At 59.4% G+C, this 12,794-nt stretch carries 12 protein-coding genes; 9 read left to right on the top strand and 3 right to left on the bottom strand.

Annotated features, from left to right (window positions below):
- Positions 1-59 precede the first annotated feature (59 nt).
- The 3 genes from ABIB48_RS10920 to uriH are packed head-to-tail and all read right to left on the bottom strand — an operon-like array spanning position 60 to position 3,408.
- Positions 60-995 carry a ribokinase gene (locus ABIB48_RS10920; RefSeq protein ID WP_110105819.1) on the bottom strand — a complete coding sequence of 312 codons (936 nt, stop codon included), beginning with the start codon at positions 993-995 and terminating at the stop codon, positions 60-62.
- Positions 992-2,362: a uridine transporter UriT gene (gene uriT / locus ABIB48_RS10915; RefSeq protein ID WP_354213068.1), complete on the bottom strand. Its 1,371-nt coding sequence runs from the start codon at positions 2,360-2,362 to the stop codon at positions 992-994. The genes ABIB48_RS10920 and uriT overlap by 4 nt, the downstream gene beginning before the upstream one ends.
- Positions 2,363-2,418: 56 nt before the next feature.
- Positions 2,419-3,408 carry a uridine-preferring nucleoside hydrolase UriH gene (gene uriH, locus ABIB48_RS10910; protein ID WP_110105820.1) on the bottom strand — a complete coding sequence of 330 codons (990 nt, stop codon included), beginning with the start codon at positions 3,406-3,408 and terminating at the stop codon, positions 2,419-2,421.
- 171 nt (positions 3,409-3,579) lie between these two features.
- Between uriH and ABIB48_RS10905 the strand changes: the two genes are divergently transcribed.
- The 9 genes from ABIB48_RS10905 (at position 3,580) to dhaM (ending at position 12,610) form a co-directional block, all read left to right on the top strand.
- The gene (locus ABIB48_RS10905; protein WP_245932119.1) at positions 3,580-4,620 is read left to right on the top strand and encodes a LacI family DNA-binding transcriptional regulator; all 1,041 of its coding nucleotides are present in this window, start codon (positions 3,580-3,582) and stop codon (positions 4,618-4,620) included.
- A gap of 167 nt (positions 4,621-4,787) precedes the next feature.
- Positions 4,788-6,236, top strand: a complete 1,449-nt coding sequence (gene lysS / locus ABIB48_RS10900) for a lysine--tRNA ligase (RefSeq protein WP_110105946.1) — start codon at positions 4,788-4,790, stop codon at positions 6,234-6,236.
- A 14-nt stretch (positions 6,237-6,250) separates the two neighbouring features.
- On the top strand, positions 6,251-6,403 hold the full coding sequence (locus tag ABIB48_RS10895; RefSeq protein WP_170120936.1) for a hypothetical protein: 153 nt from the start codon (positions 6,251-6,253) through the stop codon (positions 6,401-6,403).
- Between the two features lie 96 nt (positions 6,404-6,499).
- Positions 6,500-6,841 (top strand): histone-like nucleoid-structuring protein Lsr2, encoded by a 342-nt coding sequence (locus ABIB48_RS10890; RefSeq protein WP_110105821.1) that lies wholly within the window; start codon positions 6,500-6,502, stop codon positions 6,839-6,841.
- A gap of 176 nt (positions 6,842-7,017) precedes the next feature.
- The gene (locus ABIB48_RS10885; RefSeq protein ID WP_110105822.1) at positions 7,018-9,507 is read left to right on the top strand and encodes an ATP-dependent Clp protease ATP-binding subunit; all 2,490 of its coding nucleotides are present in this window, start codon (positions 7,018-7,020) and stop codon (positions 9,505-9,507) included.
- Between the two features lie 135 nt (positions 9,508-9,642).
- The gene (locus ABIB48_RS10880) at positions 9,643-10,149 is read left to right on the top strand and encodes an amino-acid N-acetyltransferase (protein WP_110105947.1); all 507 of its coding nucleotides are present in this window, start codon (positions 9,643-9,645) and stop codon (positions 10,147-10,149) included.
- A gap of 116 nt (positions 10,150-10,265) precedes the next feature.
- On the top strand, positions 10,266-11,267 hold the full coding sequence (gene dhaK / locus ABIB48_RS10875; RefSeq protein WP_110105823.1) for a dihydroxyacetone kinase subunit DhaK: 1,002 nt from the start codon (positions 10,266-10,268) through the stop codon (positions 11,265-11,267).
- Positions 11,268-11,912, top strand: a complete 645-nt coding sequence (gene dhaL / locus ABIB48_RS10870) for a dihydroxyacetone kinase subunit DhaL (RefSeq protein ID WP_354212982.1) — start codon at positions 11,268-11,270, stop codon at positions 11,910-11,912.
- A complete protein-coding gene (gene dhaM / locus ABIB48_RS10865; RefSeq protein ID WP_354212981.1) occupies positions 11,909-12,610 on the top strand; it encodes a dihydroxyacetone kinase phosphoryl donor subunit DhaM in 702 nt (233 codons plus the stop codon). The genes dhaL and dhaM overlap by 4 nt, the downstream gene beginning before the upstream one ends.
- The last annotated feature ends 184 nt before the right edge of the window (positions 12,611-12,794 follow it).

The following is a 12,794-nucleotide window of genomic DNA, read 5'->3' as shown; positions in this document are numbered from 1 at the left end:
ATGGAAAGCCCCGGCCAGAGTATGGTCGGGGCTTTCTTAGAGCAAATTGCTGGTGCGCATCACTGGAGGATGGCGTCTACTTCTGTGCCTGAGGGGTAGGCCGTCTGGGTGCCCTTCTTGGTAGCAGCCAATGCCGCCGCAACAGAGGCGTAGCGGGCAGCCTCCACAAGGGTGCTGCCAGCTGCGAGTCGGGCGGCAACGGCGCCTGTGAAAGCATCACCGGCTCCAGTGGTGTCCACGGCGTCAACGGCTGTCGGGGCTATGCGCACTACTGGATTATCTATGTTGTGTGCGTCCAGCACCATGGATCCCGCCGCCCCTAGTGTGACTAGAACCTGATGCAATCCACGTCCGGCGAACTTCTCCACGGCGCCAAGCCACGCGGCTACCGGGGCATCCGGGGCAGGCATGATGAAGCCATCAAGGAATTGCGAGGCCTCGTGGGAGTTGACGAGCAAAACATCGCTCAGTTGTGCCAGCTCTGTGGTGATCGCAGCGTACGGAGAGAGGTTGAGCAGGACGCTTGCTCCGGCGTCGTGCCCTGCTTGGGCAGCAGCCTGCACGGTCTCCAGAGGAACTTCTAGGCACAGGCACACCACGCCGGCGCCGTTGAACAGCTCCGGGTTCATATCCGCGGGGGAGAGGGTACCGTTAGCGCCGGCAGAGATGATGATGCTGTTCTCGCCCCGGGCATCAACCGAGATGATGGCAACTCCCGTGGGTTCGCTGACTCGCCGGACGTGGCTGACGTCAACGCCGGCACCAGCCGTGGAAGCCAGTAGCATCTCACCGTTGGAATCGCTTCCAACAGCACCCAAGAGAGTGACATTGCCGCCTAAGCGGGCGGCGGAAACTGCCTGATTTGCGCTCTTGCCGCCGGGATTGATGGCAAAACCGTGGCCATGCAGGGTTTCGCCGGGGGAGGGCAGGCGTTCTGTATAAATGGTCAGATCTGCGTTCAGGGACCCGGCAACAACAATTCTGGAAGCTTTCATGGACCCACCTCGGCATCGAGGGGTTTAGGCACCAGCAACGAGGCGGCGAACGCGGCGGCGCTCAGAACCAAGGCCACAACAACCACTGTCAAATAGGAGCCGTGGCCACCTAGTGGAGCCGTTGCTACTAAAATGGCCGGCAGCACTAGAAAGCTGAGCCCGGCACCTAGATTGAAAGCGCCGGCATTCATGCCAGGCAGGAAGCCAGGGTTTCCTTCGGGGGACAGCACCACACCAAGACCGTTGAGCATGATGTTCACCGTACCGGCATACATAATGCCCAGCAATACGGTTCCAGCAATCATCCACGGCAGGCTATGCAAGCCCAGGAAGCCGATGATGGCGAGGGAGCCAATGCTGCCCAGCAGGCCAATTCTTAGCATCTTGGTGTAGCCAAACACCGGGGCCAGACGGCCCGTGATGGGGCCAAAAACCCAGCCGAGTAGAGCGTAAGGGGTCAGGATTAGCAGGCTCATCTCGGTGGCACCAATCCCAAATCCGGGATCGGCGCCCTGCACGAAGGCCGGCACAATGCCATTGATCACGGCAAAAATACCGGTCATGGTCAGCGTTGTTGTCAGCAGCGGCGCCCAAGTGGAGCGCTGGCGCAGGTGCACAATCTCCACCATGGGATGCGCCGAACGCTTCTCCACTGTCCAGAACGCCATGAAAGCTAGCACGGAGACCAGAGCCAAGGCCAGTGCGCTCAGCAACGGACCGGGCGTGAAGCTGCCCACCAACTTGGTGGCCTCGTTCAGTGCGGTCAGCAGGGCGCCAACGGCAATAACAATGAAAAATACGCCAAGCCAGTCCATCTTCGTGCCTTCGCCGGGCTTTGATTCACCGGCGAGGAACGCGATCAGCACAGTAGCGATCACGGCCACAACAACCATGAGCCAGAAAATGCTGCGGAAGCCAAAGTGTTCGGCAAAGTAGCCGCCCACGAAGGAGTCAATGCCCGCGATCCCGCCATTGACGGCCGTGACAAGGCCCATCAGTGCACCGTACTTCTTGGGATCCCGCACGGCGGAACGGAGCATGATTAGGCACAACGGAACAGTGGGTCCGCTAATGCCTTGAATGATCCGGCCTACAAAGAGCCACGTGATGTCTGGGGCCATGGCCGAGATGATGGAACCAACGCCCATCATTGCCATCATGGCGATCAGGACCTTTTTGCGCCCGATGATGTCGCTCAGGCGGGGCAGGAACAAAGAGAACACAGCTGCCGCGGTGAAGAACCACGTTTGGGACAGGCCAATGGCCGCTTGGCTGGCGTTGAGTTCCTCGCCCATCGTGACCAGCGCCGGGCTGAGCATGGAGGCATTGAGCTGGAAGGCAATGCAGGCAGTTAGCAACGCCACCATGAGGGCCGTGATGTTGCCGGTCTTGGCAAACTTATTCGTGGTGGAGAGAGGGTGGCTCACAAGTCAACCTCGCCAATGCGTACCAGGGCATCGGTGACCATGTTCCAGAACTTCTCATGATCAAGGCTCACAGCCACTGAGGTTTTGCAGCCGGCCGGTGCCGGGGCGCGGAAATCGGCCACGGTCATACCCAAGGTCAGTGTGCCCGTGAGCTCAATGTCAACGGGAACCTTCTGGGTGGTCATAACTGTTGGATCGATGACGTAGGCCACGGCGCAGGGGTCGTGGACCGGTGGGTAGTCGAAGCCCTGGGCGTCCTTATAGGTTTGCGTGAAGAATTCCATGAGTTCCATAACGAACTTGGCCGGTTTTGTGCCCACAGCCTCGATGGCGGCAACAACCTCGGGTGTGGCGAGTGCCTGATGGGTGAGGTCAAGGCCCACCATGAGAACTTCCCAGCCCGCATTGAAGACAATGTGTGCGGCCTCGGGGTCAATCTTGATGTTGAATTCAGCTACAGGGCTCCAATTACCCACGTGATAACCGCCGCCCATCAGGACAACTTCCTTCACGCGCTCAACGATGCGCGGTTCCTTGCGGACAGCCATAGCAATGTTGGTCAAGCCGGCAGTGGGCACCAAGGTGATTGTGCCGGGCTCGTGCGCCATAACAGTTTCAATGATGAGGTCAACGGCGTGGCGCGGGTCAAGCTCGATTCTTGACTCGGGCTGATCGGGGCCGTCCATGCCGGAGTCACCGTGAATTGTTGGCGCCGTTTCAATGGTGCGCACCAGCGGGCGGTCGCAGCCCGCGGCAAAGGGGACGCCGGTGATGCCGGCAATGGTACCCACGGAAAGGGCGTTACGGGTGACCTTTTCAAGGGTCTGATTACCCACCACCGTGGTCACGGCGAGCAGCTCAATGTTCGGGTTGCCGTGTGCCAAAAGCAGCGCTACAGCGTCATCATGGCCGGGATCGCAGTCAAGGATGATCTTGCGGGGCGCGCCGGTGGGGGCAGTAAGACCTGTGGTGAGGTTCTGTTCCATATTCACTTAATTCTCCACGTCGTTGGGGGGATTCCGGCGGGCCGGGATCTTGCTCAGCGCTTAGTCTGGCACCGAAAAGCACCTCACGTCAACCGCTTAACGCACTTTACGTTAAGCGTTTGATCCATTGCGCTTGTAACAACTCCGCTGTGGCCTCGATAGGATCGCTGCATGGATGATTTTAAAACCTCCTCTGTACCCCGCGAAGGGTCCGCGCGTGTCACGGCTGCCATGGTGGGAGCCAGGGCCGGAGTCTCAGTAGCAACGGTTTCACTGGTGACCAGCGGCAAGACCGCGGGCCGGGTCTCAAAGGAAAACATTGCCAGGGTCCAAGAAGCTGTTGCCGAGCTGGGTTATGTTGTCAACGGTTTGGGCAGCTCACTCGCCAAGGGGCGCAGCAATATTGTCATCTTGGTGGCCCCGGATGTTTCCAATCCCTTCTTTGCCAAGGTCATTGCCGGTGTTAGGGAAGTTCTAGGCGAGAGCTTCCAATTACTGCTCTCGGTGACCGAGGCCGGGCAAACCCCCGCACCGCAAGATGTGCGCAAGCTGCTGGCGCTGCGCCCGGCGGGTTTGTTAGTTGACGCCCCCAGTGCACATTTTTTGGCCGAGCTTCAAATGAGCGATCCCATGGTGCTTTTGGATGCCGCCGGTATTACCAGCGCCGCGCCCTCAATCAACTTCGATGTTGCCCACGGCGCCCACTTGCTGGCACTCCACCTGGAAGCGCAAGGGCACGCTGCGGTGGCTTATCTTGACAGCTCAACAGGTACGGAGACGTTCCGTGTGCGCCGCGAGGCCTTCCACCGTTCCGCAGCCCAGCTCGGACTCAAAGTGGTGGCCCAAGGCAGTTCCATGATTGACGTCGGTGCGGCGGCTCTGGCGTTCACTGACTCCTGGTCGGATTGGTCGCACAAGGGGGTGTCCGCCGTCGTTTGTGCAACAGACACCCACGCCTACGGGGTTCTGCAGGAAGCGCGTGTTGCGGGACTGGCTGTTCCGAAAGAGCTAGCAGTGACTGGCTTTGACGATCTGCCATATTCTGCAACTTCGAATCCTGGCCTCACCACAGTGCATTTACCGGCACTGGAAATGGGGCGGCTCGCCGGTAGGGAATTACAGAAGCTCATGGCTGGAGAGGCTGCGCAGACGGTACCCAAGACGTTGCCGGCCACGCTGGTAGTGCGCGGCTCTACCGCAGAGCCCGCCTAGAACCGTCACAAAGAAGAGTAGAACTCTTCTGCAGGGAAGGTGAGGGGAGGCTAGTAAGAGGGTGGAAAACTAGGCACGTAGGATTCACCCAGATTCACCAACTAAGCTGTTAACTCGTGAGCGCAGAAAATACCCTTTCCCCTGAACCCAATGACGCCTCTGAGCAAATGCTTGTCCGTTTGGACAAGCGAACCAAGTTGCTTGAACGAGGCGAACAGGCCTACCCGGTTGGGGTGGCGCGGACCCACACACTCGAAGAGATCCGCGCAAAATATCTGGAACTTGAAGCAGACACAGCAACAGGTGATGTGGCTGGTGTCACCGGCCGGGTTGTGTATATACGTAACAAGGGCAAGCTGTGCTTCGCCACACTTCAATCGGGTGCCGGAGCACGTCTGCAGATCATGCTCTCGCTCGCAAATGTGGGCGAAGGCGCGATGGCCGACTGGAAGGCTCTGGTTGACCTAGGCGATCACGTCTTCTTCAAGGGTGAGGTCATCAGCTCCCGTACCGGTGAACTCTCCATCATGGCATCCGAATGGGCTATGGCATCAAAGGCGCTTCGCCCGCTGCCTGTTCTGCACGCAGAACTCTCCGAAGAAATGCGTGTGCGCCAGCGTTATGTTGACTTGATTGTCCGCGACACCGCCCGCGACCAAGTTCGGATGCGCTCAGCCATCGTCAAGGCCATCAGGGACACGCTCCACGGCGAAGAATACATTGAACTTGAAACGCCCATTTTGCAGCTCATCCATGGTGGGGCTTCAGCCCGCCCGTTCCACACGCATCTTAACGCTTTTGACCAGCCCATGACTTTGCGTATTGCAATTGAGCTGTACTTGAAGCGTGCAGTGGTTGGGGGCATGGATAAGGTCTTTGAAGTGGGCCGAATCTTCCGCAATGAAGGGGTCGATTCAACGCACAGCCCGGAATTCACCATGCTGGAAGCCTATGAGGCTTATGGTGATCAATTCACCATGGCAAAAATCATGCAGCGCATTATTCTTGCGGCAGCAGATGCCGTGGGTTCACGTGTCATTGAAACTGATCGCGGACCAATTAACCTCGACGGAGAATGGCCATGGCTACCCGTCTATCAGGGCCTCTCCGACGGTGTTGGCCAGGAAATCACCCCCGAGACAACGGCAGAGCAATTGCGCGCCATTGCGAACGAGCGCAACATCAAAATTGATCCGGCCTGGGATGCTGAAAAGCTTGTCACGGAACTTTTTGGTGAAATTGTAGAACCGACACTAATTCAGCCCACCTTCGTTTGCGATTACCCGCCCTCGGCCCAGCCCCTGGCCCGTCCGCACCGGGACAAGGAAAACCTCATTGAGGCGTGGGACCTGATTATTGACGGCCGGGAAACCGGAACAGCATTCTCTGAGCTCATTGACCCGGTAATCCAGCGCGAACGTTTGACCCAGCAATCACTGGCAGCGGCGGCAGGAGACCCTGAAGCCATGCAGTTGGACGAAGACTTCCTGCGGGCCTTGGAATACGGTGCCCCACCCATGGGGGGTCTGGGCCTGGGTGTTGACCGTTTGGTCATGCTCTTCACAGGTGTTGGTATTCGGGAAGCCATTCTCTTTCCCTTGATGAAGCCAGAGTAGGAGCAGCAAAGAAAATGGAATACATTGCAGTTATTCTGCCATCATTGGGTGTTGGTGCACTTTTCTACTTCGCCATGAAGGCAATATTCAATGCGGATCGTTCAGAGCGTGAAGCAATGATAAAGGCGGAGCGGGAAGCGGATTCCTCCGGTGAACAAGGCAGCTAACGGCGCTGCTATTGATTGAACTTTGACGTGAAAGAATTTTCGAACCATAATTTATTCAGAAGTATTCATTAAATCTATGTTAGGCGATTACTCCCCATGGCACAGAAAATTCACATCACACTTGTAGACGATATTGACCAGAGCCCCGCTGATGAAAATGTCACCTTTGGGCTGGACGGTATCAGCTATGAAATTGACCTCTCAAACGAGAATGCAGAAGCATTGCGTACGGCACTTGGCAAATACATTGCTGCCGGGCGCCGTGCAGGAGGCCGTGCGGTCCGTGGTCGCGGAGCTGCGACTGCCCCCAAATCTGGCAGCGACGTAGCTCAGATCCGTGCTTGGGCTCGTGAAAATGGGTTCGAAGTCCACGAACGGGGCCGCATTCAGGCAGAGATTCGCGATGCCTACCATGCAGCGCAGGGCGGTCAGGCGTAAGCTTTTCCACGCTTAGCCCACCCAAGAACCACGGCGGGGCCACCTCATGAGGTGGCCCCGCCGTCGTACTTTAACCAGCAGGATCAAGGATTCTTATTTCCCCTGTGGCGAACACGCCCCCACGAGGCCCGGCTACTGCGTAGCATCAAAGTACGCAGTAAAAGGAGTGTGGCGAAATGTTTGAGCGATTCACTGATCGAGCCCGACGTGTTGTTGTGCTGGCCCAAGAAGAGGCCCGCATGCTCAACCACAATTACATTGGCACGGAGCATATTCTGCTCGGCCTCATCCACGAGGGTGAAGGTGTTGCCGCCAAGGCCTTGGAGTCCTTGAACATTTCGCTGGACGGTGTTCGCGAACAGGTCCAAGAGATCATTGGGCAGGGGCAGCAAGCTCCTAGCGGGCACATCCCCTTCACCCCGCGCGCCAAGAAAGTTCTTGAACTTTCACTGCGTGAGGCGCTACAGCTGGGCCATAACTACATTGGCACCGAGCACATCCTGCTCGGGCTGATCCGTGAAGGCGAAGGCGTTGCCGCGCAGGTGCTGGTAAAGCTCGGAGCGGATCTTGGACGCGTGCGCCAGCAGGTCAACCAGCTGCTTTCCGGCTACCAGGGCAAGGAGCCGGCGGCTAGTGGCGGCCAGCAACCCGAGGGCCAGCCCGCGGGTTCGGTGGTGCTGGACCAGTTTGGCCGGAACCTGACCCAGGCGGCACGGGAAAACAAGCTTGACCCGGTCATTGGGCGCGAGCATGAGATGGAACGCGTCATGCAGATCCTCTCTCGCCGCACCAAGAACAACCCGGTCCTCATTGGTGAGCCCGGCGTGGGCAAGACAGCCGTTGTTGAAGGTTTGGCGCAGGCCATTGTGCGCGGCGACGTGCCTGAGACCATCAAGGACAAGCAGCTGTACACCCTTGACCTGGGTTCCCTTGTGGCTGGTTCGCGCTACAGGGGTGACTTTGAGGAGCGCCTGAAGAAGGTCCTCAAGGAAATCCGCACCCGCGGGGACATCATCCTCTTCATTGACGAAATCCACACCCTTGTGGGTGCCGGTGCCGCCGAAGGTGCCATCGATGCTGCCTCGATCCTCAAGCCCATGTTGGCTCGTGGTGAACTGCAGACCATTGGTGCCACTACCTTGGATGAGTACCGCAAGCACATTGAGAAGGACGCCGCTCTTGAGCGCCGCTTCCAGCCCATCCAGGTGATGGAACCCACCGTTCCGCTGACCATTGAGATCCTCAAGGGTCTGCGTGATCGCTACGAGGCACACCACCGCGTCTCGATCACCGACGGTGCGCTGACGGCGGCTGCTACGTTGGCTGACCGCTACATCAGTGACCGCTTCCTACCGGATAAGGCCATCGATTTGATCGATGAGGCCGGTGCCCGTCTGCGCATCCGTCGCATGACTGCACCACCCGAGCTCAAGGCCATGGATGGTGAAATTGCTGCTGTCAAGAAGCGCAAGGAAGACGCCATTGACGCTCAGGACTTTGAGGGTGCCGCCTCGTTGCGCGACGATGAGCAGAAGCTCATCACCGCCCGTGCCGAGAAAGAACGCCTGTGGAAGTCAGGTGGCCTGGATGAGATCTCCGAGGTCGACGAAGAACTCATCGCTGAGGTATTGGCGAACTCCACCGGTATCCCGGTCTTCAAGCTGACCGAGGCCGAGTCCACGCGTCTGCTGAAGATGGAAGATGAACTGCACAAGCGTGTGGTGGGTCAGAACGAAGCCATCAAGTCCATCTCGCAGGCGATCCGCCGTACGCGTTCGGGGTTGAAAGACCCCAAGCGTCCGGGTGGTTCGTTCATCTTCGCCGGTCCCACCGGTGTTGGTAAGACCGAGCTGGCGAAGGCCTTGGCTGAGTTCCTCTTCGGCGACGAAGACGCACTCATCACCCTGGACATGTCCGAGTACTCGGAAAAGCACACGGTTTCGCGCCTGTTCGGTGCCCCTCCGGGCTACGTTGGCTACGAAGAAGGTGGCCAGCTGACCGAGAAGGTCCGCCGCCGTCCGTTCTCCGTGGTGCTCTTCGATGAGGTGGAGAAGGCTCACGCCGATCTGTTCAACTCGCTGCTGCAGATTCTCGAAGATGGTCGTCTGACCGACAGCCAGGGCCGAGTGGTGGACTTCAAGAACACCATCATCATCATGACAACCAACTTGGGCACGCGTGACATCTCCAAGTCGATTGCCACTGGATTCCAGTCCGGCTCGGACACACAGACCGGCTACAACCGGATGAAGGCACGCGTCTCGGAGGAGCTCAAGCAGCACTTCCGCCCCGAGTTCCTGAACCGTGTCGATGACGTTGTGGTGTTCCCGCAGCTGACACAGGACGAGATCATCGAGATCGTGGACTTCATGGTTGCACGCTTGGAGACTCGTTTGGCAGATAAGGGCATGGGCATTGAGCTAACACCCGCCGCCAAGGTCCTGCTCGCCACCAAGGGCTACGATCCCGCGATGGGTGCCCGGCCGCTGCGCCGCACCATCCAGCGTGAGATTGAGGATAACCTCTCCGAAAAGATTCTCTTCGGTGAGCTCAAGGATGGCGACATCGTTTCAGTGGGCGTTGAGGGCGAGGGCGACGAGGCGAAGTTCACCTTTGTGGGCACGGCCAAGCCGAACATCCCGGACGCCATCACGGCCTCGGCCTAAAGAACCAAACCTAAAGCAACAAAGTAGTACCTCGCCAGACGCCCGGTTAGTTAGCTAACCGGGCGTCTGTGGTTTAAGTGGTGGCGGTTTAAGGTGCCCCCGGGGTCATAGACTGAAGCGGTGACTGCACAAACCATTGCCCCCGCTATTGTCCTCCGGCCTGCCAGGACGGCCGATGTCCACGCCATCAAGAATCTGGTGGCCCCGCTGGCCGAGAAGAGAATTCTGATTTCCAAGGAGTCCGTCACCTACTTCGAGGCCATCCAAGAATTTTTGATTGCAGAAATTGATGGCGAAATTGTTGGCTGCGGGGCGCTGCACGTCATGTGGGAAGACCTTGCAGAGATCCGCACCCTCGCCACTACTGATACCTTGCGGGGCAGGGGAATTGGCCGGGCGATCGTTGAAAAGTTGCTGGTAAATGCCAGAGTACTCGGCGTCAGCCGTGTCTTTTGCCTGACCTTCGAGGTGGACTTCTTTCTCCGCAGTGGTTTCACCGTCATGGCCGACCAGAGCGTTGTTGATCCCGCCGTTTACTCCGAACTGCTGCGATCCGCCGATGAAGGTGTTGCCGAATTTTTGGATCTTGCCCGGGTTAAACCCAATACTCTGGGCAATACCAGGATGATCTGCCAGTTGTAGTAACCGCAGCGAAGAGCTGACATCTCTACCAACGGGGCATAGGCCCGGGTAGGGTTCAGAGGGGGGCCGTTTCAAGGCACCCCACTAATCGCTGTGTGATTTCGGAGGGTTTAGTCATGAAAAAGCTCATCAATGATCCCAAGACGGTAGTCGATGAATCGGTGGAGGGATTTGGCCAGGCACATGCCGGACATGTAAGGGTGCACACTGATCCGCTCTTTGTGACCCGTAAGGACGCGCCCCGGGCCGGCAAGGTGGGGCTAATTTCGGGCGGTGGCAGTGGCCATGAGCCCTTGCACGCAGGCTATGTGGGATACGGCATGCTGGACGCCGCAGTTCCCGGCCCCATGTTCACCTCGCCTACTCCCGACGCCATTATTCCGGCGACCATCGCAGCCAACGCTGGCGCCGGCGTGGTGCATATTGTCAAGAACTACACCGGTGACGTGCTCAACTTTGAGACGGCAGCCGAAATGGCTGAGGCTGAAGGCGTTTCTGTCCGCACCGTCCTAGTCAACGACGACGTTGCCGTGGAGGACTCGCTATACACGGCAGGGCGCCGCGGGGTGGCTGGGACCGTGCTGGTGGAAAAGATCGCAGGTGCTGCCGCAGAGCGCGGGGATGATCTGGACGGCGTGGCCGCAATTGGCCAGCGCGTCAATGACAACGTGCGCAGCATGGGTGTTGCACTGTCCGCCTGCACTGTCCCTCATGCCGGGGTGCCCAGTTTTGAACTGGCCGAGGATGAGATTGAGATTGGCATTGGCATTCACGGCGAACCGGGGCGCCACAAGATTCCCATGGAGAACGCCGACGCAATTACGCAACGGCTGTTGGAGCCGATCTTGAGCGACCTTGCTCCGGCGGCAGGGGAGCGGGTACTGCTCTTTGTCAACGGCATGGGCGGCACCCCGGCAAGTGAGCTGTACATTGTGTACCGGCACGCCGCCAAGGTCCTGGAAGCTGCCGGACTCATTGTGGAACGCTCGCTGGTGGGCAACTACATCACCGCCTTGGAAATGCAGGGCTGCTCAATCTCGGTGCTGCGCCTGGACGATGAAATGATTGAGCTGTGGGATGCACCCGTGAACACGCCTGCACTGCGCTGGGGGATGTAAATGAAACCGACACTTGACACTGCCTGGGCCGTGCAATGGCTGCGGCTGGCAGCAAAGGTCATTGCCGAAAACCGGATGGCCTTGATTGAGCTGGACAGAGTCATTGGAGACGGGGACCACGGCGAAAATATGGACCGCGGCTTCAGTGCCGTCCTGACGAAGCTCGACGCCGAGCCGCCCGCCACCCCCGGAGCCGCCTTCAAGCTGGTGGCAATGACGTTGATGTCGAAGGTGGGAGGGGCTGCAGGGCCGCTCTATGGCACGGCATTCCTGCGTGCCGCCACAGCCGTGGGGGACGCAGCCGAGCTGGATTCAAACACGCTCGCCGCCGCCCTGGCCGCCGCACGGGACGGTGTGGTTGCCCGTGGCAAGGCGTCAGTGGGAGAGAAGACCATGATTGACGCCTGGACCCCGGCCGTGGACGCCGCGTCCGCAGCTGCTGCCTCCGGGGCCACTCCGGCGGCCCTCTTGGCTGCGGCAGCCACGGCTGCCGAGGCCGGTTCCGTCTCCACGGATCCATTGATTGCCCGCAAGGGCCGCGCCAGCTATCTGGGGGAGCGGGCGATTGGGCACCGCGATCCGGGCTCGGTCTCCTCGGCACTGATTTTGCGTGCAGCAGCACAGGCCGCGGGGGAGGGCGCATGAGCGTAGGGTTGGTCATTGTCTCCCACAGCACCCAGCTGGCGGCCGGGGTTGTTGAACTGGCCGAGCAGATGGCCCCCGATGTGGTTTTGATTCCCGCCGGTGGCATGGACGACGGCGGCATTGGGACATCGCTGGAAAAGGTCATGAGTGCGCTGGGGCAGGCAGATACCGGGGCCGGGGCAGTGGTGCTGACCGATCTTGGCTCGGCCGTCATGACGGCCGAAGCCGCGATGGAATTCATGGGCAGCCCCGAGCTGGTCCGCTTGGCCGACGCGCCTTTGGTTGAAGGTGCGGTTGCTGCCGCGGTGGCCGCACAATCCGGGGCATCACTCGAGGTGGTACTCAAGGCCGCCGAGACGGCGCTGGCTGCACCAGCCATATCCGCCGTACCCGCGCCGGCCGCTGCCGAGGGGCCAGCTTCATCCGCTGCCGTGGCTGATACCGCTGTGACGGCTGTGCTGAGGCTCATCAACCCCATGGGCCTGCACGCCCGCCCGGCGGGGGCACTGGCAGGCGCACTCGGGGCCATGGATGTGGATATTGAAATCAACGGGGTGGACGGGCAGTCGGTCATGATGCTGATGACGCTCGGTGCCGCACAGGGCACGGAGCTGAACGTCTCGGCCACGGGTCCGGACGCGCAACGGGCCGTGGAACTGGTGCGCACGCAAGTGGAAGCCGGATTCGGAGAGATCTGAGATACCAGGACGTGGTGGCTGTCATTTTCGGGTGGTTCGCGCGCCGGCAAGGCGATGCGGAGGTAGTTGTTAAGATCGGAGGCCTGTCCAGAGCTTGTTGCTTTTTCCTTTGGTGGGGCGGGGATCGTTGTTGTGGGGTACGCGGCGGGCAGAGCTGGTTTTGTAGTTGCTCAGTCGAAGGGCT

The sequence above is a fragment of the Arthrobacter sp. UYCu511 genome, from assembly GCF_040547105.1.
GTDB lineage: Bacteria > Actinomycetota > Actinomycetes > Actinomycetales > Micrococcaceae > Specibacter > Specibacter psychrochitiniphilus.
The sequence above is the reverse complement of the archived record's forward strand: the minus strand, read 5'-3'. Positions and strand labels throughout refer to the sequence as shown.

Coding starts and splice junctions, on each gene's coding strand:
- ABIB48_RS10885 (WP_110105822.1), top strand. CDS start 7,018: ATGTTTGAGCGATTCACTGATCGAGCCCGACGTGTTGTTGTGCTGGCC.
- dhaL (WP_354212982.1), top strand. CDS start 11,268: ATGAAACCGACACTTGACACTGCCTGGGCCGTGCAATGGCTGCGGCTG.
- ABIB48_RS10895 (WP_170120936.1), top strand. CDS start 6,251: ATGGAATACATTGCAGTTATTCTGCCATCATTGGGTGTTGGTGCACTT.
- ABIB48_RS10920 (WP_110105819.1), bottom strand. CDS start 995: ATGAAAGCTTCCAGAATTGTTGTTGCCGGGTCCCTGAACGCAGATCTG.
- ABIB48_RS10890 (WP_110105821.1), top strand. CDS start 6,500: ATGGCACAGAAAATTCACATCACACTTGTAGACGATATTGACCAGAGC.
- dhaK (WP_110105823.1), top strand. CDS start 10,266: ATGAAAAAGCTCATCAATGATCCCAAGACGGTAGTCGATGAATCGGTG.
- uriH (WP_110105820.1), bottom strand. CDS start 3,408: ATGGAACAGAACCTCACCACAGGTCTTACTGCCCCCACCGGCGCGCCC.
- dhaM (WP_354212981.1), top strand. CDS start 11,909: ATGAGCGTAGGGTTGGTCATTGTCTCCCACAGCACCCAGCTGGCGGCC.
- ABIB48_RS10905 (WP_245932119.1), top strand. CDS start 3,580: ATGGATGATTTTAAAACCTCCTCTGTACCCCGCGAAGGGTCCGCGCGT.
- lysS (WP_110105946.1), top strand. CDS start 4,788: ATGCTTGTCCGTTTGGACAAGCGAACCAAGTTGCTTGAACGAGGCGAA.
- uriT (WP_354213068.1), bottom strand. CDS start 2,362: ATGGTGGCGTTGCTAACTGCCTGCATTGCCTTCCAGCTCAATGCCTCC.